This window comes from Streptomyces sp. NPDC034049, from assembly GCF_055575575.1.
This window is the reverse complement of sequence record NZ_JBVISJ010000001.1, coordinates 843,718-867,350: the sequence shown is the minus strand read 5'-3', so window position 1 is coordinate 867,350 and position 23,633 is coordinate 843,718. Positions and strand designations below refer to the sequence as shown.

The window sequence follows — 23,633 nt, the reverse complement described above, 5'->3', positions numbered from 1 at the left end:
GGGCTGCGCCCCTTCGACCCCCGGTCGTCCGCCCGATGGGGCTTCTCGCGCAGTTCCCCGCGCCCCTGAAGGGGCGCGGGGAACTGCGCGAACGGGGTCCGGGGCGGAGCCCCGAGTCTTCGACGGGGGCAGGAGAACTCAGGCGGTGAAGTCGTCCTCCCTGGTTTCCGGCAGCGCCCACAGGCACACCAGGCTGACCAGGCACAACCCGCCCGTGTAGAACCCCAGCACCAACGGCGACGACCACTGGCTGTTCAGCCACGTCGCCACGAGCGGAGCGAATCCGCCCCCGAGCGTGTTGGCCAGGATGAACGCCGCCGACGCCCCGGTGTAGCGCAGCCTCGCCGGGAACAGCTCCGCCAGGAACGCCGCCACCGGCGAGAACATCAGGGCGAGCAGCATGAGACCCACCGTGTACGCACCGGTGATGACGAACCCGTTGCCCGTACTGAGCGACCCGTACATCGGCACGGCCCACACGACGCACCCGACCGCGCCCGCCAGCATCAGCGGACGCCGTCCGACCCGGTCGGCCAGCCGTGCGACGGGCAGGGTGATCGCGATCCCGGCCGCCGCCCCCACACTCGCCGCGGTGAGCATCGTGTTCTGAGGGATGCCGAGCGCCTTCGGCCCGTAGGACAGGCTGTAGACGATCGTCAGGTAGTAGACGGCGGACCCGCCGATCGCCGCGCCGGTGCCGAGCAGCAGCCGGCCGGGGTACCGCGCGACGAGCGTGCCGAGCGGGAAGCGCGACACCGAGTCCGCCGAAGACACCGAGTCCGCCGAAGGCGCCGAGGACTTCGGGGTGGTCCCGGGCGTCTTGGCCGCGGGCCGGTCCTGGAAGACCGGCGACTCCGACACCGTCGTCCGCACCCACAGCCCGACCATCACGAGCACCGCGCTGAGCAGGAACGGCACGCGCCAGGCCCAGTCGGTGAAGCCGTCGCGGCCCACGATGTTCAGGGTCGGGAGGATGACGGCGCTGGAGAGCAGGAACCCGAGGGAGGGGCCGACGTTCGGGACGGCGGCGTACAGCGCCCGCCGACCGGGTGGGGCGTGCTCGGCGGCCAGCAGGACCGCGCCGCCCCACTCGCCGCCCATGCTGACCCCCTGCAGCAGACGGAGGGTCACCAGGAGGACGGGGGCGAGGAGTCCGGCGGTCTCGTAGGTCGGGAGCAGGCCGACGCCGACCGTCGCGAGACCCATGAGCAGCAGGGAGGCGACGAGTGCGCGCCGCCGGCCCAGCCGGTCGCCGATCGTGCCGAAGAGCACGACGCCGAGCGGGCGGGAGAGGAAGGCCGCGGCGAAGGTGAGGAACGCGGCGAGGGAGGAGACGGTCGGGTTGCCGGAGGGGAAGAACGCGGGGCCGAGGACGAGCGCGGAGGCCGTGCCGTAGACGGCGAAGTCGTAGTACTCGACGGTCGTGCCGATGAGGCTCGCGGCGGCGACCTTGGAGGCCTTGCTCGACCCGGCCGGCGGGGAGACCGGTAACGGGACGGATCTGGGCTCCGCGGCCTCGGCGACGGTCCTGGACGGGGATTCGGGCATGGGGGCTCACTTCCGGTACGCCCGGACACGAATGGTCCGGAACCAGAGGGGGACGGCCACGCATGAAACACGAACCGGAGTGCGGCTGTCACCCTAGGCCGGGAAATTCGAATCCCACAAGGAACCCTCGGAAAAGAGCGCCTGCCGAGTTCGTCGAATGTTTTCGACGAAGAATACGTGCCGATTACACGAGACAACGGCAGGTAAAGCATGTGATCCCGCTTTGCGTGCGGACAGATCGGCAGAGTATGCCACGAACACGACTCCCGGACCCCGTCAACCCTGCGGATCCTGTCAAGTCGCTGTCAATATTCATGTGATCCCCTGCATAAAAATTTGCCCTCGGTCACGCCTTGCCAACTGCCGATCACGCACGGAATGCTGACGTCCGGCTGAACTTGAAAGTTCTACGACCATCGTTTTTCGGACATGGACGGAAGGCTCTTTTCCCATGCTGAAAAGTGGCAAGCCATTACGTTGGAGAAGACTTTCCCTGACCGGCGACGACCGGCATTTGCTGATACCGCTCGACCACAGTGTCTCGGACGGTCCGGTCGCTCCTCCGGGTCGGTGGGAAGAGCTGTTGAAGGCGCTGGTGGCCGGCGGCGCCGACGGGATCATCGTCCACAAGGGGCGGGCCCGCACGCTCGCCCCGGCCCTCCTCCGGAACTGCGCGCTGGTGGTGCACCTGAGCGCCAGCACGGCCTGCTCCGCCGATGTCGACGCCAAGGTACTCGTCGGCGATGTCGAGGAGGCGGTGGCCCTCGGCGCCGACGCGGTCAGCGTCCATGTGAACATCGGCTCGGACACCGAGGGGCGCCAGCTCGCCGACCTGGGCGCGGTGGCCCGGTCCTGCGACACCTGGGGCATGCCGCTGATCGCGATGGTCTACCCGAGGGGCCCCCGGATCGAGAACCCGCACGATCCCGCGCTCCTCGCGCACATCGTGAACGTCGCCGCCGACCTCGGCGCCGACATGGTGAAGACCTCCGTGGCCCTGCCGCTCGCCCGGATGGCCGAGGTGGTGGCCCACAGCCCCATCCCCGTCCTCGCAGCCGGGGGCCCGCCCGACGGCTCCGACCTCATCGAGTACGGCACCGCCGTGATGGCCGCCGGCTGCCACGGACTGGCCGTCGGCCGCCGGATCTTCTCCTCCCCCTCCCCCGCCGCCCTGGTCTCCCGGCTCGCCGCCGTGGTGCACAGCGGCGAGTTCACCGATGACATGAGCATGTCCAATCCGTCCCCCTACTCGACGATCGTGGCAGGTGTCGCATGAGGTTCGCGTGGATCGATCTCCGTGAAGTCCCCCGTCCGCAGCTCCAGGCGGTGGTGGACGCGGCCGTCCACGCCCGGATGGCCGGGGTCGTCTCAGCCGACGCCGAGCTGCTGGGAACGCTGCCGCCGACGGTGACCCGGGTGCTGGCAGGCACGGCACCGGCCGCCGCTCCCCCGAAGAAGTCCGCCGACAAGGGCGACAAGGAGGCCCGGGCCGCGGCCGACGCCAAACCCGGGTCCCAACCCGAGGGCCGGGCCCCGGCCGGCGCCGGCTTCGACCTGCTGCTGCGGAGGTTCGCCACCCGGGAGGAGCTGGACGCCCTCGCCGCGGAGAACCGGGCCGCGACCGGCGCGCCGATCGCCGGCTTCGTCGACGTACGGGACGACCGCACCCTCCAGCTGTCCTGCGAGGGCGCGATGGCACTGCCGTACACGGTGATCCACTTCGCCGATCCGACGAAGATCCCGCTGGAGATCGTGCTCGCGGCGGCCGAGTCGGCCGAGGGGAAGCTGGTGACCGTCGTCGGGGACCTGGAGGAGGCGGCCATCGTCTTCGACGTGCTCGAACGGGGTTCCGACGGCATCCTGTTCACCCCCCGGAGCGCGGACGACGTGTTCGCGCTGGCCCGGCTGCTGGAGGCGACGACCCCGCAGCTGGAGCTGTCCACGCTCACCGTCGAGAGCATCCGGCACGTCGGGCTCGGCGACCGGGTCTGTGTGGACACCTGCTCGCACTTCGAGGAGGACGAGGGCATCCTCGTCGGCTCGTACTCCTCCGGTTTCGTGCTCTGCTGCAGCGAGACGCACCCGCTGCCGTACATGCCGACCCGGCCGTTCCGGGTCAACGCCGGTGCCCTGCACTCGTACACGCTGGGCCCCGACAACCGCACCAACTACCTCAGCGAGGTCGGTTCCGGCAGCGCCCTGCTGGCGGTCGGCGCCGACGGCCGCACCCGGCGGGTGGTGGTCGGGCGGGCCAAGCTGGAGTCCCGGCCGCTGCTGGAGATCCGCACCCACGCGGAGGACGGACGGCTGGTGAGCCTGACCGTGCAGGACGACTGGCACGTACGGGTCCTCGGACCGGGCGGGAAGGTCCTCAACGTCACCGAACTGCGGACCGGCGACGAGCTGCTCGGTTATCTGGCCCAGGACAAGCGCCATGTGGGCCTGCCCATCGGCGAGTTCTGCAAGGAGGTCTGAGGCCCCATGGGCGAACTCGTGGCGGCCGCGGCCGGCGAGGACGGGATGGGTGTCCTCGTCCAACGGCTGTTCGACGCGCGGGACGACGGTCTGCCGTATCTGACACACCAGACGGAGACCGTCGCGCGCGGGGAGTTACGGGAGCGGGTGGCCAAGCAGGCCGCCGTGTTCGCCGGTTACGACATCGGGCCCGGCAGCACGGTGGGGCTGCGGACGCCGCCCAGTTTCACCCAGGTCGAGGTCCTGCTCGCGCTGTGGCGGCTGGGCGCGCAGGTGATGCTGTTCGACTTCCGGCTGAAGCCCGCCGAGGTCGACGCCCTGTGCGCGGTCTGCCGGCCGCAGTTCATGGTCCGGGCCGGCGCCAACGTCCGGGCCACGTTCGGCTTCCGCTCCGAGTACGAGGTCGCCACCGAGTGCCGCAGGGCGGGACGGGCGGCCGACGGCGACCACCGGCTGGTCCAGTTCAGCTCGGGGTCGACCGGGCGGCCGAAGGTGATCGGCCGGACCGCCTCCTCCATCGCCGCCGAGATCGAGTCGTTCGCGGCGGTCCCCGGCATGCCGGCCGAGGGCGACCGGCTGCTGCTGCTCAGCTCCACCGCGCACAGCTTCGGGCTGATCGGCGGGCTGCTGCACGCGCTGGCGGCCGGGGTCTCCGTCGTCTTCGCGCCCCGGGTCTCGGCCCGCGACATCCTGCGGACCTCCCTCGACCACCGGATCACCACCCTCTTCGGGGTGCCGATGCACTACGAGCTGCTCGCGGCCGCTCTCGATCCCCCCACGCTGCCCGCGCTGCGGACGGCCGTCTCGGGAGGCGAGCTGATGCCCCCCGAGGTCGCCGCGCGGTTCGCCGAACGGTACGGCGTCACGGTCGGCGAGGCGTACGGCACCACCGAGACCGGCATCGTCGCCGTCGACGTCGGCGGCACGCTCCGGCCGTCCGTCGGCCGGCCGGCCCCGGGTGTGGTGGTCCGGCAGCACAAGGGCGAACTGGACGTCGCGCTGGCCGAGTCGCCGTACCTCTTCGACTCCGGCGGCACCCAGTACACCGACGGCTGGCTGCACACCCGGGACCGGGCCGCGGTCGGCGCCGACGGAACGGTCACCGTGGGCGGCCGCGCCGACTCCCTCGTCGTGATCGGCGGCCTCAAGGTCGACCTCACCGAGGTCGAGCACGTACTGCGCGCGCACCCGGCCGTCGAACAGGCGGTCCTGGTCCACGAGGACGTCACCGAGGCGTACGTGGCCGTCGCCGCCGGGGCCGAGACCCCGTCGGCGGAGGAGCTGCTGCGCTGGTGCCGGGAGCGGCTGGCCGACTACAAGCTGCCCCGGGTGATCCGGCTGCTGGAGACCCTGCCCCGCACGTCGAACGGGAAGCTGGTCCGTCGGGCGGCGACGCTCCAGGCGGCGGCGGGCGGCGCGTGACGGCTCGTCCCGAGTCTTCCGCGAGCTTCCCGCATACGACGTTTCGCACGACCCTCTCACGACATTCCCCCTCTGGAGATGGCGATCATGAGCACGTCCACCCTGGACAACGAGATCCGCGAGTTCGTCCTGACCACGGTCATCGACGAGATGAACATCCTGCTGAGCCGTGACGGCATCACCGACGAGAGTCCGGTGACCGTCGGCGGCCTGGAGCTGGACTCCCTGAGTCTGATCGAGCTGACGTTGCGGCTGGAATCGCGGTTCGGCGTGGAGATCCCGGACACCGACATCGAGCCGCTGGCCTCGCTGACCCTCGGCGGGCTCGTCGCCGAGGTCGTCGGGCGCGGGGCGAAGGCATGAGGGCGAAGACCTCCCCGCCGACCGTCACGGAGCCCGTCGTGCCGGACGGCGCCGCGCCGGCCGTCCTCACCACCGGGCTCGTCCGGGAGCTGCTGTCCGACCGCAAGATCTTCCCCGGTGTCCCGGACGACCTCGACGAGGACGCCGAACTGGTCCTGGACTCCCTGGGGTTGGTGTGGCTGCTGCATGTGGTGGAGGAACGGTACGGCCTGGTCGTGGAGCCCGGTGACGAGGACATCGCGGGCCTGACCTCGCTGCGGCGGCTCACGGAGTTCCTGGGCACGGCCGGAACACGGGAAGCGGTCGGGACAGCGGATGCGGCCGGGAAACCGGGTGCGTCGGGTGAGTCGGGTGCGCCGGACGGGGGTGAGCGCGGTGACCGGTGAGGTGACGGTGACCGGGTTCGGCGTGCGGACGGCGTTCGGGGTGGGCGCGGACGCCCTGCGGCGCGGTGTCTTCGCCGGTGTCCCCTCCTTCGCCCCCACCACCCGGTTCGACACCGGCCCGTACCGCACCCCGATGGCCGGCGCCGCCCCCGACGGCCCCGACGCGGTGGAGCACTGGGCCCTGCGTCCCGCCCTCGCGCACTGCGGGGCGGAGGCCCTCGACATGGCGGGGCTGCCCAGGGGCACCGAGGCGGCGGTCCTGTTGGGCATCGCGGGCGACTGCACGAGCATCACGCGGTACTGGCGGGAGGCGGCCGCGCCGGGGGCCGACACCGGGCACGGCGGTCCCGGCGACGGGGCGCCCGAGGCGACGAGGACAGCGGTCGCGGCGGGGGCCGCCACGCCGGCCGACGCCGTCCCCGCGCATCTCGCCGAGTCACTGGCCCGGGGCCTCGCGCTGACCGGGCCCCGGCTCACCTTCACCAACGCCTGTGTGGCCTCCGCCGCCGCGATCATCCACGCCTGCCGGCTGATCTCCTCCGGGCGGACCGAGGTCGCGGTGTGCGCCGGCGGCTACCTCGTGGAGGAGGAGACCTTCGGGAAGTTCGACTCGGGGCGGGCGCTGTCGCGTGACGGCGCGGTACGGCCGTTCAGCGCCGACCGCACCGGGCTGCTGCTCGGCGACGGGGTCGCGGCGGTCGTGCTGGAGTCCGCCGAGCACGCGCGGTGGCGCGGGGCCCGGCCGCTGGCGGGTGTCGTCGGCTGGGGCGCGGCGACCGACGCCCACCACATCGCGCAGCCGCATCCGGACGGGGTCGGCCTGGCCCGCGCGACCCGGCAGGCGCTGCGGCTGGCCGGGGACCCCGACGGATCGGGCCTCGGCTATGTCAACGCCCACGGCACCGGCACCAAGTACAACGACGGCGCCGAGACCCGGGGGCTGCGTGCCGCGCTGCGGGAGCGGGCCGAGTCGATCCCGGTCAGCTCCACCAAGAGCACCACGGGCCATCTCCTGGAGGCCGCCGGAGTCGTGGAGTTCGTGATCACGATGCTGGCTCTGACGGAGGGCGTGCTGCCGCCGACCGCCAACTTCACGCGGGCGGACCCGGAGTGCGACCTGGACTACGTGCCGAACCGGCCCCGGCAGACCGACCTCCGCCGGGCCCTCACCATCAACGCCGCCTTCGGGGGCGCCAACACCGCACTCGTCCTGGAGCGACCGTGACGACGACGGACAGGGGCACGAAACCCACATCGACGAGGGGGAACGAGCCCGGGGCGGTGGACGCGGGCGCGCCTGCGTCGGCCGACGCGAGGGAGGCCGGGCCGACCGACAGGAGGGTGGTGCCGACCGGCACAAGGGGGGTACCGCGTTCGCCGCTCGTGGTGCTGGCCGCCGCCACCGCCACCCACGGCACCGGGCGGGACGGCGACATTCCGTTGCCGCGCCTGCCGGGGTTCGTGGAGTCGGCGTTCAGCCCGCTGGCGTACGAGGTCGCCGCGCGGTGTCTGACCGAGCGGCCGGACGGGGGCACCTCCCGCTCGAGCGAAGCCGAGAGTGGGAGAGGTTCGCGTACGGCCGTCGCGCTCGCGAGCCTGATGGGCGACACCACCACGGCCGATCTGGCGAGCCGGCGCGTGGTCTCGGGCCGGGTCCACAATCCGCTGCTGTTCATGCAGGCCACCCCCAACTCCGTGCTGGGGCACCTCAGCCGCGAGTTCGGGATCACCGGACAGATGTTCAGCCTGTCGACGTTCGACGATCCGGTGACCGAACTGCTGGACATGGCCGACCTCCTCCTGGAGGACCCGGAGCTGGACCAGGTGCTGGTGGTGGGCGTGGAACTGGGCGGCGGCGAGCGGTGGGCCGCCGTGCACCGGGAGCTGTCCGCCGAGGACGGCCGCCCGGTCCCGGACCTGCCCGCGTCCGCCGCCCTGGCGGTGGCCGTCCTGCTCGGCCGTCCTGGCCCCGGCGCGCACCCCGGGTCCGGCGCCCCCATGACCATCGGTCCGACGGAGACGTACGCCGGGGAGCGCCCGGCGACGGCTCCGCACGCCGGCAGCGTCCAGGGCCTGTTCGACCTGGCAGACGCGCACCGGCGGCTGCTGCGGGACACCGAACGAGACGAGACGGAGAGCCATGCTCATCGGTAGGCAGGAGCGGGCGCGGATCTGCTCCGACACGGAACTCGGCGCCGGCAACGTCCTGCAACGCCTGGCCGCCTACGAACGCCCCCTCGACGAACCGGTGTTGCACACCGACGGCACCTGGCGCGCACCGGACGGCAGCCGACCCGACGTGCTGACACTCGGGCAGTTGTACGAGGTGGTCGAGGCCTACGCGGGCTGGTACGCGGCCCACGGGGTGCGCCCCCGCGACCCGGTGGCCATCCACTCCTCCTCCGCCGCCGAGTTCGCCGTGAACTTCCTGGCGCTGACGTCGATCGGGGCCGTGCCGTCGTTCGTCAACGGCAACCTCTCGCCGGAGATCGCGCGGGAGTACGTCCGCCGCCAGGGCGCGGTGGGCGCCTTCACGGACGAGGCACACCGCGAGGTGCTGGCCGAGAACGCGGCCGGGGAAGGCGACGCGAAAGCAGCGGGCGGCACGGGAGGCCCGGAAGGCCCGGACGGTGCGCGCGGCTCCGGGGGGCACGGTCTCGGGCTCCGTTTCCGGCTGACCGCCGCCGATGTCCGGCCGGAGCACCGCGCGTCGCTTCCGTCGTCGTACCCCTACCGGCACGACCCCACCGACCCGGTGCTCATCTCCCACTCCTCCGGGACGACCGGCCTGCCGAAAGGGGTGCCGCACACCCATCGCACGCTGATGTACGCCCAGGTGCACCGGCTGCGGTTCTCGACCGGCGCCGACATGGAGCGCACGCTGGTGGGGCTGCCGGGCGCGCACAACGCGATGGTGGCGACCCTGTTGTACTGCCTGCTGCTGCGCACCGACCTCAAGCTGCTCTCCAGTCAGCGCGGCACGGACGTGCTGGACGCGATCGAGGCGTTCCGGCCGACGACCGTGCTGGCCTTCGCCGGAACGTTCGGCGAGATGGCGGCGGAGGATCTGACGGCGCGCGATCTGTCCAGCGTGCAGGTGTGGTTCAACACGGGGGACGCGGCGCACGAGGCGCACATCCGGGCGCTCGTCCAGCACGGGAGCCGGGTCGAGATCCGGCGCGACCTCAGCCGTGTCCGGGTCGAGGGATCGGTCTTCGTGGACGGGCTCGGTTCCTCGGAGGCCGGCTACTCGGTCTTCCACAACCGGCACACCAAGGACACCTCCGCCTACTCCCGCTGTGTCGGCAAGCCGATCAGCTTCGCCGAGGCCGCCGTGCTCGCCGAGGACGGCACCCCGCTGCCGCCCGGGCGGATCGGCCGACTGGGCCTCAAGTCGCCCACGCTGACGCCCGGTTACTGGAACGACTCGCTGACCTGGAACCGGATGCGGCTCGGCGGCTACTGGCTCACCGGCGACCTCGCCCACCAGGACGAGCAGGGCAACTTCTACCACCTCGACCGGGCCCCGGACGCCATCCGCACCCCGGCGGGCATCGTCTTCAGCACCCGCACCGAGGAACTGCTCCTGGCCGCGCTGCCGGAGCTCAGCGACTGCACGGTGGTCGGGGTCGCCCCCGACGGCGTGCGCGCGGACTGGGACGGCGACGGCGAGGCGCAGGCGTACGCGCTGCTCCAGCTCGCCGACGCCGGCGGAGCCGACGAGGAGCGGAGCGGGCCGCGGGACGGCCGGCAGCGGACCGGGCCGCGGGACGACGAGCAGCGGACCGGGCCGGCGGTCGACGAGGAGTGGACCGGGCGGGTCAACGCGGTGCTGACGGCCGCCGGGTTCCCGCCGGTGACCCGGGCCCTGCGGATGGAGGCCGGTGATGTGGCCAAGGGCGCCACCGGCAAGGTTCTCAAACGAGTGATGCGCGACCGGTTCGCCGCCGACACGGCCGCCGCGGTCGCCGCCGAGGAGCAGCACGTATGAGCACGCACACCGACGCCGAGGGCGTCAACCACCGCGCCCGGGCCGGGGAGGCGTACCGGCTGTGGTGGCAGCACGACGCCAACTGGTACCAGGGGGTGGCCGCCCGGTTCGGGCAGGAGGTCGCGAACGAGATCAACGCGGAGGCGATGGGGAAGGTCGCCCTGCACGTCGGACAGCGGGTCGCCCGGCTGCACGGGCCCCTGCCCGACACCGGCGACGGCCGCAAGGACCTGGAGGAGCTGCGCCGCCGGTACGACGACTGCGGCGACCGGATGTTCCCGCCGGAGCTGCGCAACGCCTCCACCGAGGTCGAGGACGACGACCTGATCGTCCTCACCCTCCGGCGGAACTTCGCGATCACCATGGTCCGGATGGCCGGTTCGCTGGAGGGCTACCGCTGCCCGTGCACCGCCGTCCACGCCGGCTGGTCCGAGGGCCTCGGTGTGACGCTCACGGAGAACCGGGCCGAGACGTGTCTGCGCGACGGCGACAAGGCGTGCCGCCTCCTCCTACGGGTCGCTCCGGCCGTCGCACCCACCGCCGTCGTCCCCGGATCGGAGGCCTGAGCCATGCGCGTACTCGTCGCCGGGGCCACCGGCGTGGTCGGACATCCGCTGGTGGGCGCGTTGCGGGCGCGGGGCCACCACGTCGGCGTCCTGGTGCGGCAGGGCTCGCGCGCCCGGGCCCCGGAGGCGGACGAGGTGCTGGTCGCCGATGCCCTGGACCGTGAGGCCGTGCTGTCGGCGGTGTCCGCCGCCCGGCCCGAGGTGGTCGTCCACCAGATGTCCGCGCTGCGGCTGCTGCGGGACGACCCGCCGGAGGCCTTCGCCCGCACCGCGCGCCTGCGCGTCGAGGGCACGGCCCATCTGGTCGAGGCGGCCCGCGCGGCCGGCACGCGCCGGCTGGTCGCCCAGTCCATCGCCTTCGCCGCCGCCCCGGCCGACGCCCCGGTCCTCGACGAGGACGCGCCGCTGTACGTCGACGCCCCCGACCCCGGCTGGGCCTCGACCGTACGGGCCGTCGCCGAGCTGGAACGGCAGGTGACGGGCAGCGGCCCGGAGGGCGTGGTGCTGCGCTACGGCACGCTGTACGGACCCCGCACGGCGTACGCCCGTACCGGCGCGACCGCGCTGTCCGTGCGGGCCGGCCGGCTGCCGCTGCCGGGCAGCGGGGCGGGGATCATGTCGTTCCTGCACGTCGAGGACGCGGTGGGAGCGGCCGTGACCGCCGTCGAGTCCGACGCGGGCGGGGTCTTCCATGTGACGGACGACGATCCGGCGCCCGCCGCGCAGTGGCTGCCGCACTTCGCCCGGATGCTCGCCGCGCCCTCCCCGCGTACGGTCCCGGCGGCCCTCGCGCCCCGGCTCCTCGGTTGGTTCATGACCCACCAGCTCACCTCGGCGCACGGCGCCGCCAATGACCGGGCCCGTACGGCCCTGGGCTGGAAACCGGCCAGACCGAGCTGGCGCGACGGGCTGGGCCGGGAGTGACCCGCGCCGATGACGCCCTCGCCGTCGGCGGGAGCGCGCGCACCCCTGTGACCGGCCGCCGCGCCGTGACCGGCCGCCGCACGACCGGACGCGACCGCGCGAGAGACGGAGGCACCCGATGAGCCCCACGAGCCGGGCGGCTGGGAACGCCTCGGCCGGCCCGGCCCGGGGTCGGCTCGTCCTCCTCGTCGTGGTCTGCGCGCAGATGCTGATCTGGCTGGACACCTCGATCCTCAACGTCGCCGTCACCACGCTCGCCGACCCGGTCGAGGGCCTGGGCGCCACCCCCGGCGAACTGGAGTGGGTGGCGAGCGCCTACACCCTGGTCGTCGCCGGCACCCTCTTCGCGGGCGGCGCGCTCGCCGACCGTTTCGGTCCCCGGAACACGCTCGTCGCCGGGCTCGCGCTGATCGGCGTGGCCTCCGGGGCGGGCGCGTTCGCGGGCGGCCCGGAGTGGTTGATCGTGGCCCGTGTCGTCATGGGCGCGGGCGCCGGCCTGTTGATGCCGGCCACGCTGACGGTCATCGTGCAGAGCACCCCGGAGGAGAGACGCACCCGAGCGATCGCGATCTGGAGCTCGTCGAGCGGAATCGGCGTGGCCATCGGCCCGGTCGCGGGCGGGGCGCTGCTCAGCCACTTCTGGTGGGGCTCGGTGTTCCTGGTCAATGTGCCGATCGTCGCGCTGTGTCTGCCGGCGGTCCTGGCCTTCGTCCCCGACCTCGGCGGCTCCCGGCGCCGGGTGCTCGACCTGCCCGGCCTCGTGCTGTCGGTGCTGGGCCTGGGCGGGGTGGTCTACGGCATCATCGAACTCGGCGGCGGCAGCGCCTGGTACGGGCCGCACGTGCTGCTGCCCCTGGTGCTGGGCGGTGTCGTGCTGGCCGTCTTCGTCGCCGGTCAGCGCAGGTCCACGGCGCCCAGTCTGGATCTGCGACTCTTCCGGCAGCCAGGCTTCACGGCCGGCAGCGTGGTGCTGCTGATCGCCTTCATGGCGCTGGCCGGTCACCTGTTCTACGCGGCCTTCTATCTCCAGGGACCCCGGGGCCTCTCCCCCGCCGACGCCGGAACCGTCATGATCGCCGCCGCGATCGGCATCGTCCTGGGCAGCCAGGCCTCTCCGGCGCTGAGCCGTCGGCTGTCGGCCCGCTGGACCGTCGCGGCCGGAGTCCTCGCCACCGCCGCCACCTACGTCGCGTACGCCTGGCTCGACGGGGGGACCCCGCTGTGGGTGGTCGCCACATTGCTGTGGATCCAGGGCTTCGGCATGGGCCTGGTCGGCACGCCGGTCACGGCCGTGATGATGCGCGAGGTGCCGCCGCAGCTCGCGGGCGCCGGTTCCGCCGTCAACAGTGTCACCCGGCAGGTCGGCGGCACGCTGGGGGTGGCCATGGCCGGGTCGATCCTCTCGGCGGTCTACCGGGACCGGATGGCCGACGCCGAACTGCCCGGCCCCGCACAGGGTCTGCCGGCGGCCTCGGCGGAGCAGGCGCGCGCCTCCGCCGAGGCCGCCCGCTCCCTGGCCGACTCGCTGAACCTGCCCGGCCTGGCGACCGCGGCCGACCGCGCCTTCCTCGACGCCATGTACGCCGCCACGCTCTCCGTCGCCGCCCTCGCTCTCGTCGGCTGCGCGGTCGCGGTGACGGGCCTGCGCGACCGCCCGGCACCCGAGGACCGAGAACCCGCCGGGTCCCGGGATCTCCCCCGGCCGGAGGTGCCCTCCACCCGACCGCGGGGCCCGGCCCGCCCCCAGGACCGGACCCCATCGCAGGAGCCCGCCCAGCCGTCGGACCCGGCACCGAGAGGAAACGCACGATGACCCAGCCGACGACCGCGGAGGCGGCTCCCGCACCGACCCCGGCCACGGCGACCGCCCCGGCGGCTGTCCCGGCGACCGCCCCGGCGGCTGTCCCGACCGCCGATCCCTCGGCACCCGCAGCCCGCTCGGTCCTCGTCACCGGAGGGAACAGAGGCATCGGACTGGCCATAGCCCGCCGGTTCGTGGCGTCCGGAGACCGCGTCACCGTGACCTACCGGAACGAGGCACCCCCCGCCTCCGAGGGCTTCCTCGCCGTGCGCTGCGATGTGACGGACAGCGCCCAGGTCGACCAGGCCTTCAAGGAGGCCGAGACCGCCCACGGCCCGGTCGGCGTCCTGGTCGCCAACGCGGGCGCCACCCGGGACCGGCTGCTGGTGCGCATGTCGGAGGAGGACTTCACCTCCGTCGTCGACACCAACCTCACCGGCGCCTTCCGTGTCGCGCGGCGCGCGGTGCGCGGCATGCTGCGGGCGGGCCACGGCCGGATCGTCCTGCTCTCCTCCACGGCGGCCCTGCACGGCTCCCTGGGCCAGACCAACTACGCGGCGGCGAAGGCCGGCCTCGTCGGCTTCGCCCGTTCCCTGACCCAGGAGCTCGGTTCCCGCGACATCACCTGCAACGTCGTCGCCCCCGGGCTCACCGAGACGGACATGAGCCGCGCCCTCACCCCGGAACAGCGCCGCGCACTGCTGAGCACCACCCCCGCCGGCCGCCCGGGCACCCCGGAGGAGGTCGCCGACGCGGTGGCCTTCCTGGTCGGCGCGGGCTACGTACGCGGCGCCGTGATCCCGGTCGACGGAGGCGCCGGACTGGGGCACTGAGGGCACCCCCGGACCCGGGTGGGGAAACGGACGTCGCGCGGCCGTTCGTCTCCCCACCCGTCGTACGGGCCCCGTCGAGGGCTAGCTCCGCCCGCGCAGCGTCCGGTACGTGGCGACCAGGGCCTTCGTGGACTCGTCCAGGCCCGGCACCTCGGCCCCTTCCGTGAGCGCCGGCTCCACGCGCTTGGCGAGGACCTTGCCCAGCTCGACACCCCACTGGTCGAAGGAGTCGATGTTCCAGACGGCTCCCTGGACGAACACCTTGTGCTCGTACAGTGCGATCAGCTGGCCGAGGACCGACGGGGTCAGCTCCTTCGCCAGGATCGTGGTCGTCGGGTGGTTCCCCTCAAAGGTCTTGTGCGGCACCAGCTCCTCCGGCACGCCCTCCGCCCGCACCTCGTCGGGCGTCTTGCCGAAGGCCAGCGCCTGGGTCTGGGCGAAGAAGTTGGCCATCAGCAGGTCGTGCTGGGCCTTGAGCGTGTCGCTGAGCTCGGCGACCGGCTCGGCGAAGCCGATGAAGTCCGCCGGGATCAGCTTCGTGCCCTGGTGGATCAACTGGTAGTACGCGTGCTGCCCGTTGGTCCCCGGCGTGCCCCAGACCACCGGCCCGGTCTGCCACTCCACGGGCACCCCGTCCCGGCCCACGTACTTGCCGTTGGACTCCATGTCCAGCTGCTGGAGGTAGGCGGTGAACTTGGACAGGTAGTGGCTGTAGGGCAGCACCGCGTGCGACTGGGCGTCGTGGAAGTTGCCGTACCAGATCCCCAACAGGCCCAGCAGCAGCGGCACATTGGACTCGGCCGGTGCCGTACGGAAGTGCTCGTCGACGATGTGGAACCCGTCGAGCATCTCCCGGAAGCGGTCGGGCCCGATCGCGATCATCAGGGACAGCCCGATGGCCGAGTCGTAGGAGTACCGACCGCCGACCCAGTCCCAGAACTCGAACATGTTGGCCGTGTCGATGCCGAAGTCCGACACCTTCTCGGCGTTCGTCGACAGCGCCACGAAGTGCTTGGCGACGGCCTCGGAGCCGGCCTTCAGCTCGGTGAGCAGCCAGTCGCGCGCGGAGGTCGCGTTGGTGATCGTCTCGATCGTGGTGAACGTCTTGGAGGCGATGATGAACAGCGTCTCCGCCGCGTCCAGGTCCCGGACCGCCTCGTGCAGATCGGCCCCGTCCACGTTGGACACGAAACGGACGGTCAGATCGCGGTCGGTGTAGGAGCGCAGCACCTCGTACGCCATCGCCGGGCCGAGGTCGGAGCCGCCGATGCCGATGTTGACGACGTTCTTGATGCGCCGGCCCGTGTGGCCGGTCCACTCGCCGGAGCGGATCCGCTCGGCGAAGCCGGCCATCCTGTCGAGCACGGCGTGCACACCGGGTACCACGTTCTCGCCGTCGACCTCGATCACCGCGTCGCGCGGGGCGCGCAGCGCGGTGTGCAGGACGGCACGGTCCTCGGTGGTGTTGATCTTCTCGCCGCGGAACATGGCGTCCCGCAGCCCGAACACGTCGGTGGCGGCGGCCAGCTCGCGCAGCAGCCGCAGTGTCTCGTCGGTGACCAGATGCTTGGAGTAGTCGACGTGCAGATCGCCGACCTCCAGCGTGTACCCGGTGCCGCGCCCCGGGTCGGCCGCGAACAACTCGCGCAGCCGGACGTCGCCCTGCTGCTCCCGGTGCTCGGCCAGCGCGGTCCACTCCGGCGTCTGGTTGAGCCTGGTACGGCTTTCTGCGTTCATCTCGGACTTCAGCCTTCTTTCCTACCTGGTCCTGCCTGCGTACCTTGCCCCGCTGCCGTTCCAACCTAATTGATCACGACGGAACACGAGCCGTCGTCCCCGGGTCGTCCGACACGACAACAGATACGTCTGCCCCGAGCGCCGGTGTCAGCACGGGCGAGGAACGGCACGAAGAAGGCGCCGAGCAGGCCGGCGGCACGCCGGTCGCCCTGTTCAGGGCCGGAGGACGGCGCACGCCCCCGAACAGCTCCGGCCGGGCACCCTGGGTACCCGGCCGGTGTCGTTCGTCAGATCTCGCCCCGCAGTTTGGCGAGCGCCTCGGCGAGGATCGCCTCGCCGTCCGCGTCGCTGCGCCGCTCGCGGACGTAGGCGAGGTGCGTCTTGTAGGGCTCGGTGCGCGGTGGGTCCGGCGGGTTGTCCCGGTCCTGTCCGGCCGGGAAGCCGCAGCGCGGGCAGTCCCAGGTGTCGGGGACCTGCGCGTCGCTGGCGAAGCTCGGCTGGGTCTCGTGTCCGTTGGAGCACCAGAAGGAGATGCGCAGCCGGGGTGCGGACTCGCCGCGCTCGGCTTCGCCCATCGGCCCCGCCCCGACCCGGCTTCCTCGGATCGCGTTGCCACTTGCCACGGTCGTAACTCCCTGCGTGATGGTGCGGCGAAGCGAGTCGGCGTTTCGCTTCGCTGCGAGCGCCTCAGTCTACGTAAGGCCCAACGCGCGTCCAGTGATTGGAGTTACATCCCGCCCACAGACGCAAGCCCCATGATAGGCCGCGCTCGAAGTCGCGTACCCGGCATGGGGCTTTACGTGCGGAATGGTGCGTCCGTGACGCGTTGTTCGCCGGTGTCGGCCTGAGGGTCAGTTGTTGACCTTCATCAGGATGCCGAGTACGACAATGCACGCGAACCACAGCAGACCGACCACGACGGTGATCCGGTCGAGGTTGCGCTCGGCGACCGAGGAGCCGCCGACGGAGGACTGCATACCGCCACCGAACATGTCGGAGAGGCCGCCGCCCTTGCCCTTGTGCATCAGCACCAGCAGCATCATCAGCAGGCTGAAGACGATCAGGGCGATCGAGAACCCCATAACCACGGCTGGACCAACTTCCTCGGATTCTGATGGACTGCGGGGACCGGCCTCGGCGGCCGGTCCCCGCAAGAGTACGACGTCTCGCTGCTACCGCCTACTCACTGGTCGCGGAAGCGCACGATCTTGACGAACTCGTCGGCGTCCAGCGAGGCACCGCCGACGAGGGCGCCGTCGATGTCGGCCTGGGCCATGATCTCGGCGACGTTGCCGGCCTTGACCGAGCCGCCGTACTGGATGCGGACCTTGTCGGCCAGCTCCTGGCCGTACAGCTCGGCGAGCTTGGCGCGGATGGCGGCGCAGACCTCCTGGGCGTCCTCGGCGCCGCAGACCTTGCCGGTGCCGATGGCCCAGACGGGCTCGTAGGCGATGACGACGGTCTCGGCGTGCTCTGCGGGGACGTCCCTGAGGCCGCCCTCGACCTGGGCGAGGGTGTGGGAGACGTGGTTGCCCGCCTCGCGGACCTCCAGCTCCTCGCCGACGCACAGGATGGGGGTGAGGCCGTGCTTGTAGGCGGCCTTGACCTTGGCGTTGACGATCTCGTCGGTCTCGTCGTGGTACTGGCGGCGCTCGGAGTGGCCGATCGCCACGAACGTGCACTTGAGCTTGGCCAGCATCGGGCCGGAGATCTCGCCGGTGTAGGCGCCGGAGTCGTGGGCCGAGAGGTCCTGGGCGCCGTACTTGATCTTGAGCTTGTCGCCGTCGACCAGGGTCTGGACCGAGCGCAGGTCGGTGAAGGGCGGCAGGACCGCGACCTCACAGGCCTCGTAGTCCTTGTCGGCGAGGGCGAAGGCGAGCTTCTGGACGTGGGCGATGGCCTCCAGGTGATTGAGGTTCATCTTCCAGTTGCCCGCCATCAGGGGCGTACGCGTGCTCATTGAGGGTCAGTCCTCCAGTGCGGCGAGGCCGGGGAGCGTCTTGCCCTCGAGGTATTCGAGGGAGGCGCCGCCACCGGTCGAGATGTGGCCGAATGCGTTCTCGTCGAAGCCCAGGATCCGTACGGCGGCGGCGGAGTCGCCGCCGCCGACGACCGTGAAGGCCTTGGAATCGAGGAGTGCCTGGGCGACCGCCTTGGTGCCCTCGGCGAAATCGGGGTGCTCGAAGACGCCCATGGGGCCGTTCCAGAAGACGGTGGCGGCGTCGGCGATCTTCGAGGCGTACAGCGTGGCGGACTCCGGACCGATGTCCAGGCCCATCTGCCCGGTCGGCATGGCGTCCGCGGCGACCGCGGTGGCGTCGGCCGGGGCCTTGCTCTTCAGGTCCGGGAAGGCGGGGGCGACGACGGCGTCCACGGGCAGGACGATCTCGACGCCGGTGCGCTCCGCGCGCTCCAGGTACTCGGTGACCGCGCCGAGCTGGTCCTCCTGGAGGAGGGAGCCGCCGACCTCGTACCCCTTGGCCTTGAGGAAGGTGTACGCCATGCCGCCGCCGATGAGGATGCGGTCGGCCTTGCCGAGCAGCTGGTCGATGACGGCGAGCTTGTCGGAGACCTTGGCGCCACCGAGCGCGACCACATAGGGCCGCTGGACGTCGTCGGTGAGCTTCTTGAGGACGCCGACCTCGGTGGCGATGAGGTACCCGGCGTAGTGCGGCAGCCGGGCGGGGAGGTCGAAGACCGAGGCGTGCTTACGGTGCACCGCGCCGAAGCCGTCGCCCACGTAGACGTCCGCGAGGGCGGCCAGCTGATCGGCGAAGGCGCCGCGCTCGGCGTCGTCCTTGCTCGTCTCGCCGGCGTTGAAGCGCAGGTTCTCGACGACGGCGACCTGGCCGTCGGTCAGGCCCGCGACCGTGGCGGTGGCGGACTCGCCGACCGTGTCCGTCGCGAACGCCACGTCGGCGCCGAGGAGTTCACCGAGGCGGGCGGCGGCCGGGGCGAGCGAGAAGGCCGGGTCCGGAGCGCCCTTGGGGCGGCCCAGGTGGGAGGCGACGACGACGCGCGCGCCCGCCTCGGCCAGCGCCTTCACGGTGGGCAGGACGGCGCGGATACGGCCGTCGTCGGTGATGGTGGTGCCGTCGAGCGGCACGTTGAGGTCGGCGCGGACGAAGACCCGCCGGCCGGCGACTGGCTCGGCGAGGAGTTCGTCGATCGTCTTCATGAAGAGGGCTCCCGAGGAGGACTTGTGGTGCTCGTGATCGTAGGAGGAACCGCTTTTGTACGTGCGGCAGGGCTCGGGCGACGCGTCCCTGCGCCGCCCGAGCCCTGCTCTCACACGGAAGTGCCCGCTCTGCCGATCAGAGCTGGCCGCCGACGAAGACCGTGAGGTCGACGAGGCGGTTGGAGTAGCCCCACTCGTTGTCGTACCAGCCGAGGATCTTCACCGAGTTGCCCTCCTGGACCATGGTCAGGGAGGAGTCGAAGGTGCAGGAGGCGGGGTCGCTGACGATGTCCGAGGAGACGATCGGGTCCTCGGTGTAGGCCAGGTAGCCCTTGAGGTCGCCGTCCTCGGAGGCCTTCTTGAACGCGGCGTTGACCTCGTCCTTGGTGACCTCGCGCTGCAGCGTGACGACCAGGTCGGTGGCCGAGCCGGTCGGGACCGGGACGCGCATCGCGATGCCGTCGAGCTTGCCCTTGAGCTGCGGGAGGACCAGCGCGGTGGCCTTCGCGGCACCCGTGGTGGTCGGGATGATGTTCTCGGCGGCGGCGCGGGCGCGGCGCAGGTCCGAGTGCGGGAAGTCCAGGATGCGCTGGTCGTTGGTGTACGCGTGGACCGTCGTCATCAGACCCTTGACGATGCCGAAGTTCTCGTCGAGGACCTTGGCCATCGGCGCCACACAGTTGGTGGTGCAGGAGGCGTTGGAGATGACGTGGTGGTTGGCCGCGTCGTACTTGTCCTGGTTGACGCCCATCACGATGGTGATGTCCTCGTCCTTGGCCGGAGCCGAGATGAGGACCTTCTTGGCGCCGCCCGCGAGGTGCTTGGCGGCGTCGGCCTTCTTCGTGAAGATGCCGGTGGACTCGATGACGATGTCGACGCCCAGCTCGCCCCACGGGATGTCGGCGGGGTTGCGCTCGGAGAGGACCTTGATGGTGTGGCCGTCCACGGTGATCGTGTCGGCGGTGTGCGACACCTCGGCCTTGAGGCGGCCCAGGATGGTGTCGTACTTCAGCAGGTGAGCGGTGGTCGCGGTGTCACCCAGGTCGTTGACAGCCACGATCTCGATGTCTGCACCCTGCTCCAGCAGCGCGCGGAAGTAGTTACGACCGATGCGGCCAAAGCCGTTGATGCCTACGCGGATCGTCACGAACCGATCTCCTCGTTGGTACGCCGGCTCAGTGCCGGCGAGCTGTATGGGATGTCCCCGACCGCCTACGACCCTACAGCCCCGGGGGCCGTCGAGTGACATCGAGATGCCCTATACATGCCGGTGCGGTCCGTACTCGCCAGTAGGGGTACGGACCGCCCTGGCTTTACAAGGTGATTACCTTTTGAGCGGCCCCCCGATCATCTGATTTCAGACGTCCGGAGGGCCGCCCACGAGGCCTTTCCTCATTCGTTCGGCTCAGTCGGCACTCAGTTCTTCAGTGCCGCCAGCGCCTTGCCGAGCAGTGCCTTGCGGTCGGCCGCCGAGACGACCTGCTCCAGACCGAAGCCCAGCAGCACCGTGTCGTCCGTGGTGACCGCGCCGAAGGTCTTGAACAGTTCACCCGAGAGTCCCCAGTCCTTCACGACCGCGGGGCTGCCCGCGGGCGGGCCGGGGGTGCTCCACGCGCCGAGCGAGGTCTCGAATCCGTCCACCGCGCCGGGCGTGCCGCCGATGACGACGGCTGCGTTGTCGGCGAGGAGACCGCGACCGCCGCTGCCGGGGTCGGTGACATAGCTGAGCGACACCTCGACCTTCTTGCCGGCGTACGCGGACAGGTCGAACTCGACCTGCTGCCAGCCGTCGGAGGCCCCGGTGAAGCTGTTCCAGGCGCCGCTGGTGCCGCTGGGCGTGCAGCCCCCGGAGCCCACGGTCAGGTACCGCTTCAGGGCCGGGTGGCCCTGGACGAAGAACCCGGCCTCGCACTCGGTGGGCACGGCGGAGGAGGTGGCACCGCCGGTGTCCGGCAGCGTGGTCCAGTCGTCCGCGCCGGCCGTGTGCGCCTCCAGGAGGGCGTGGTCGTACCCCTCCTCCGTGCTCCACAGCAGCTGGGTGCGCAGGGTGGGCCGGTCCGCCGCGGTCACCGAGGTGAGGTCGATGGTGCGGGTGAGCCGGTTCCAGGCGTAGTCGGTGTGCGTGGCGGCCGCCATGGACGCGCCCTCGTAGGGGCCGTACGGGTTGACGGTGCCCGGGTACTGGCCGGCGCCCGCGCTCGCGAACTGCGGGAAGGTCCCCACGGGCAGGGCGTCGGAGGTGACCCCGAAGGATCCGGCGGTGTTCAGCGGGTTCCCGGGCGCGTCGCCGAGGGCTCCCGAGAAGCCGTCGAGCTTGGCGAGCCCCGCGAAGGCGGTGGCGTTCGGCAGGGAGGTACGGCTGTAGGCGCCCAGGTAGTACTGGCTGAAATCGTTCGACAGCGTGCCGTCGCCGAGGTCGACGGAGCCGCCGGCGCTCTCGCCCGACTCGATCAGCTTGCCGCCCTCGTTGAGGTAGGCGCGCAGGGCGAGCTGGGTGGCGACGCCCGGCCGGACGGCGCCCGTGTAGTGCACGACCTGCTGGAAGTGCTTCAGTACGCCGAGCGCGTCGGGCGCGCCCTGGGTGGCGACGTCCCAGACGAGCGCCTTCTTGCCGTTGGCCTTCAGCGCGTCGACGTAGACCTGGGTCTGGGTCGCGGTCGCGCCCTCCTCGGCGACGACGAGCGTGTCGGCCTTGGGGCGTTCGGCGATCGTGTAGGTGAAGCGCTCGCTCCTGGTGGGCTTGCCGCTCTTCGTCTCACCGGTGAACCAGACCTCGACCTTGTCGCCCGGCTCGCCGTCCTGCACCTTGGCCCGGTACTCGTCGAAGTACAGGTTGTCCGCGCCGCCGAAGGTCTCGCCGCCCTTCCAGGCCTTGAGCGTCTGGTCGTACGTGGGGCCGCGGCCGTTGATCCGGTACTTCAGTTCCTTGTCGCGCACGGACCTGCGGGCGACGACGGAGATCGTCTGGTCGGCGCCGCGCGAGTACGACGTGGTGAAGGCGGCCGGGGTGAAGTCGGGGGCGTCGATGCCGACCGAGGACTTCGGCTGGTCGGGCTTGACGGCGGACTCGGCGACGGAGAGCGCGAAGGGGATGTTCTTCTCGAACTCCTGCTGGATCAGCTTCTCGTCGTCCGGGAACGTGAAGACCGAGGCGCAGTCCTCGGGCTTCCAGGCGTCGGCCGGGTCGATGTTCGACGCGGTCTGGCAGGTCGACATCTCGGGGGTGAAGAACGCCGCGCCGTTGACGTTGGAGGCGTGGCCGTTCGCCTCACCGTTCGTCGTGTACAGCTCGGAGGAGAGCTGGGGGCGGTACCCGGGGATCGCGGGGTTCTCCGGGGTGCCGGCCAGCGACTTGTAGAGCACGTCGTCCGGGCTGGGGCTGGCCACCTGCCAGCCGACGCCGTAGAGGATCAGCTCGGCGGCCGAGTGGTAGTTGATGCCGTACTCGAAGCCGATGCGCTTCTCGAAGGCGTCCAGGACCTTGGTCTCCGGCTCCGAGTTCGGGCCGTCGCCGCGGTAGGTCTCGCTGGTGGGGAACGGGGAGGAGCCCTCGTTGTCGTAGCCCCACTTGTAGGCGAAGTTGCGGTTGAGGTCGACGCCGTCGCCGACGGTGATGGCGTTGTCGCCGTTGACGTCCCGCAGGTTCTTGCGCCACTGGCGGTTGCCGTCGGCCTGGTGCGTGAAGTCGTAGCCGTCGGGGTTGGCGGAGATCACGAACCACAGTTCGGTGGAGTCGACGATCTTCTTGATCCGCTTGTCCGTCCGGTAGTTGTCCAGGTAGTGGTGCATCAGGCGCCGGGTCATCTCCGGCGTGATCCACTCACGGGCGTGCTGGTTGGACAGGTACAGCACCGACGGCTTGGCGCCGTCCTTGGTCTTCTTCGCGTTCTTGGTCAGCTTGACCGCGAGAATGTCCTGGCCCCGCAGGGTCTTGCCGAGGGAGACCACCTTGGTCAGGGAGGGGTGCTCCTGACCGGTCCGCAGGATCTCCTCCTTGAGGTTGCCGGCGCCGCTGTAGGGGCGGTAGACCCCGTCGCCGGCGGCGTCCACGCGGGCCTCGGCCTTGCTGGTGAGGCGGTGTTCCCTCAGCTCGACGCCCTGCTTCTCCAGGGCGTCCGCCTGCTTGTCGGTGAGGTAGACCTCGACCGAAGCGGTGCCCTTCTCCGGCGCCTGCTCGCTGAGTTCGTGACCGTCCTGCCCGGCCGCGAGCAGCAGCGGTATCTGCTTCTTCGTCACCTCGGCGCGGAAGACCTTGACCTCCTCCGTGTCCGAGCCGTCGTTCTCGGCAGCCTGGGCGAGCGGTGCGAGTCCCGCACCACCGCCCAGCAGGAGCGCGCCGGCAGCGAGGATCGATCTCGCTCTTCGTCTCATGAGCCCCCCTTGCAGTGGTTCGCCCCAGTAGCGAACAG

20 protein-coding genes are annotated in these 23,633 nt (G+C 71.5%); 12 read left to right on the top strand and 8 right to left on the bottom strand.

Annotation, left to right across the window (positions count from 1 at the left end):
• Window positions 1-138 precede the first annotated feature (138 nt).
• Window positions 139-1,548 (bottom strand): MFS transporter, encoded by a 1,410-nt coding sequence (locus tag ACZ52C_RS03805; protein WP_469073237.1) that lies wholly within the window; start codon window positions 1,546-1,548, stop codon window positions 139-141.
• 451 nt (window positions 1,549-1,999) lie between these two features.
• Here ACZ52C_RS03805 and ACZ52C_RS03800 point away from each other — a divergent pair, with 451 nt between their 5' ends.
• The 12 genes from ACZ52C_RS03800 to fabG all read left to right on the top strand — a co-directional run bounded on the left by ACZ52C_RS03800 (window position 2,000) and on the right by fabG (window position 14,309).
• Entirely contained in the window at window positions 2,000-2,824 is an 825-nt protein-coding gene (locus tag ACZ52C_RS03800) for a 2-amino-3,7-dideoxy-D-threo-hept-6-ulosonate synthase (RefSeq protein WP_469073236.1), read from the top strand.
• Window positions 2,821-4,023, top strand: a complete 1,203-nt coding sequence (locus tag ACZ52C_RS03795) for a 3-dehydroquinate synthase II family protein (protein WP_469073235.1) — start codon at window positions 2,821-2,823, stop codon at window positions 4,021-4,023. The genes ACZ52C_RS03800 and ACZ52C_RS03795 overlap by 4 nt, the downstream gene beginning before the upstream one ends.
• Before the next feature lie 6 nt (window positions 4,024-4,029).
• Window positions 4,030-5,445 (top strand): class I adenylate-forming enzyme family protein, encoded by a 1,416-nt coding sequence (locus ACZ52C_RS03790; RefSeq protein WP_469073234.1) that lies wholly within the window; start codon window positions 4,030-4,032, stop codon window positions 5,443-5,445.
• Between the two features lie 78 nt (window positions 5,446-5,523).
• A complete protein-coding gene (locus tag ACZ52C_RS03785; RefSeq protein ID WP_177261679.1) occupies window positions 5,524-5,808 on the top strand; it encodes an acyl carrier protein in 285 nt (94 codons plus the stop codon).
• The gene (locus ACZ52C_RS03780) at window positions 5,805-6,194 is read left to right on the top strand and encodes an acyl carrier protein (RefSeq protein ID WP_469073233.1); all 390 of its coding nucleotides are present in this window, start codon (window positions 5,805-5,807) and stop codon (window positions 6,192-6,194) included. The genes ACZ52C_RS03785 and ACZ52C_RS03780 overlap by 4 nt, the downstream gene beginning before the upstream one ends.
• Window positions 6,184-7,419, top strand: a complete 1,236-nt coding sequence (locus tag ACZ52C_RS03775) for a beta-ketoacyl-[acyl-carrier-protein] synthase family protein (RefSeq protein WP_469073232.1) — start codon at window positions 6,184-6,186, stop codon at window positions 7,417-7,419. Before ACZ52C_RS03780 ends, ACZ52C_RS03775 begins: the two co-directional genes overlap by 11 nt.
• A gap of 119 nt (window positions 7,420-7,538) precedes the next feature.
• Entirely contained in the window at window positions 7,539-8,348 is an 810-nt protein-coding gene (locus ACZ52C_RS03770) for a hypothetical protein (RefSeq protein WP_469073231.1), read from the top strand.
• Window positions 8,335-10,185, top strand: a complete 1,851-nt coding sequence (locus ACZ52C_RS03765) for a class I adenylate-forming enzyme family protein (RefSeq protein WP_469073230.1) — start codon at window positions 8,335-8,337, stop codon at window positions 10,183-10,185. The genes ACZ52C_RS03770 and ACZ52C_RS03765 overlap by 14 nt, the downstream gene beginning before the upstream one ends.
• Complete coding sequence (locus tag ACZ52C_RS03760; protein WP_469073229.1) at window positions 10,182-10,751, top strand: hypothetical protein; 570 nt, start codon at window positions 10,182-10,184, stop codon at window positions 10,749-10,751. The genes ACZ52C_RS03765 and ACZ52C_RS03760 overlap by 4 nt, the downstream gene beginning before the upstream one ends.
• A gap of 3 nt (window positions 10,752-10,754) precedes the next feature.
• Window positions 10,755-11,675 carry an NAD-dependent epimerase/dehydratase family protein gene (locus tag ACZ52C_RS03755; protein ID WP_469073228.1) on the top strand — a complete coding sequence of 307 codons (921 nt, stop codon included), beginning with the start codon at window positions 10,755-10,757 and terminating at the stop codon, window positions 11,673-11,675.
• A gap of 118 nt (window positions 11,676-11,793) precedes the next feature.
• On the top strand, window positions 11,794-13,488 hold the full coding sequence (locus ACZ52C_RS03750; protein WP_469073227.1) for an MFS transporter: 1,695 nt from the start codon (window positions 11,794-11,796) through the stop codon (window positions 13,486-13,488).
• Window positions 13,485-14,309 (top strand): 3-oxoacyl-ACP reductase FabG, encoded by an 825-nt coding sequence (gene fabG, locus ACZ52C_RS03745; protein WP_469073226.1) that lies wholly within the window; start codon window positions 13,485-13,487, stop codon window positions 14,307-14,309. The genes ACZ52C_RS03750 and fabG overlap by 4 nt, the downstream gene beginning before the upstream one ends.
• Before the next feature lie 81 nt (window positions 14,310-14,390).
• Here fabG and pgi read toward each other — a convergent pair whose 3' ends face one another.
• From pgi to ACZ52C_RS03710, 7 genes are all read right to left on the bottom strand, one after another.
• On the bottom strand, window positions 14,391-16,046 hold the full coding sequence (gene pgi / locus ACZ52C_RS03740) for a glucose-6-phosphate isomerase (RefSeq protein ID WP_469073225.1): 1,656 nt from the start codon (window positions 16,044-16,046) through the stop codon (window positions 14,391-14,393).
• 287 nt (window positions 16,047-16,333) lie between these two features.
• On the bottom strand, window positions 16,334-16,669 hold the full coding sequence (locus ACZ52C_RS03735; protein ID WP_003957010.1) for an RNA polymerase-binding protein RbpA: 336 nt from the start codon (window positions 16,667-16,669) through the stop codon (window positions 16,334-16,336).
• 228 nt (window positions 16,670-16,897) lie between these two features.
• Window positions 16,898-17,128, bottom strand: coding sequence for a preprotein translocase subunit SecG (gene secG, locus ACZ52C_RS03730; protein WP_029181151.1), 231 nt, complete (start codon window positions 17,126-17,128; stop codon window positions 16,898-16,900).
• A 101-nt stretch (window positions 17,129-17,229) separates the two neighbouring features.
• Entirely contained in the window at window positions 17,230-18,006 is a 777-nt protein-coding gene (tpiA, locus tag ACZ52C_RS03725) for a triose-phosphate isomerase (RefSeq protein ID WP_469073224.1), read from the bottom strand.
• A 6-nt stretch (window positions 18,007-18,012) separates the two neighbouring features.
• A complete protein-coding gene (locus ACZ52C_RS03720; RefSeq protein WP_469073223.1) occupies window positions 18,013-19,224 on the bottom strand; it encodes a phosphoglycerate kinase in 1,212 nt (403 codons plus the stop codon).
• Between the two features lie 136 nt (window positions 19,225-19,360).
• Complete coding sequence (gene gap / locus ACZ52C_RS03715; protein WP_469073222.1) at window positions 19,361-20,371, bottom strand: type I glyceraldehyde-3-phosphate dehydrogenase; 1,011 nt, start codon at window positions 20,369-20,371, stop codon at window positions 19,361-19,363.
• Between the two features lie 269 nt (window positions 20,372-20,640).
• Entirely contained in the window at window positions 20,641-23,595 is a 2,955-nt protein-coding gene (locus tag ACZ52C_RS03710) for a M14 family metallopeptidase (RefSeq protein WP_469073221.1), read from the bottom strand.
• Window positions 23,596-23,633 lie beyond the last annotated feature (38 nt).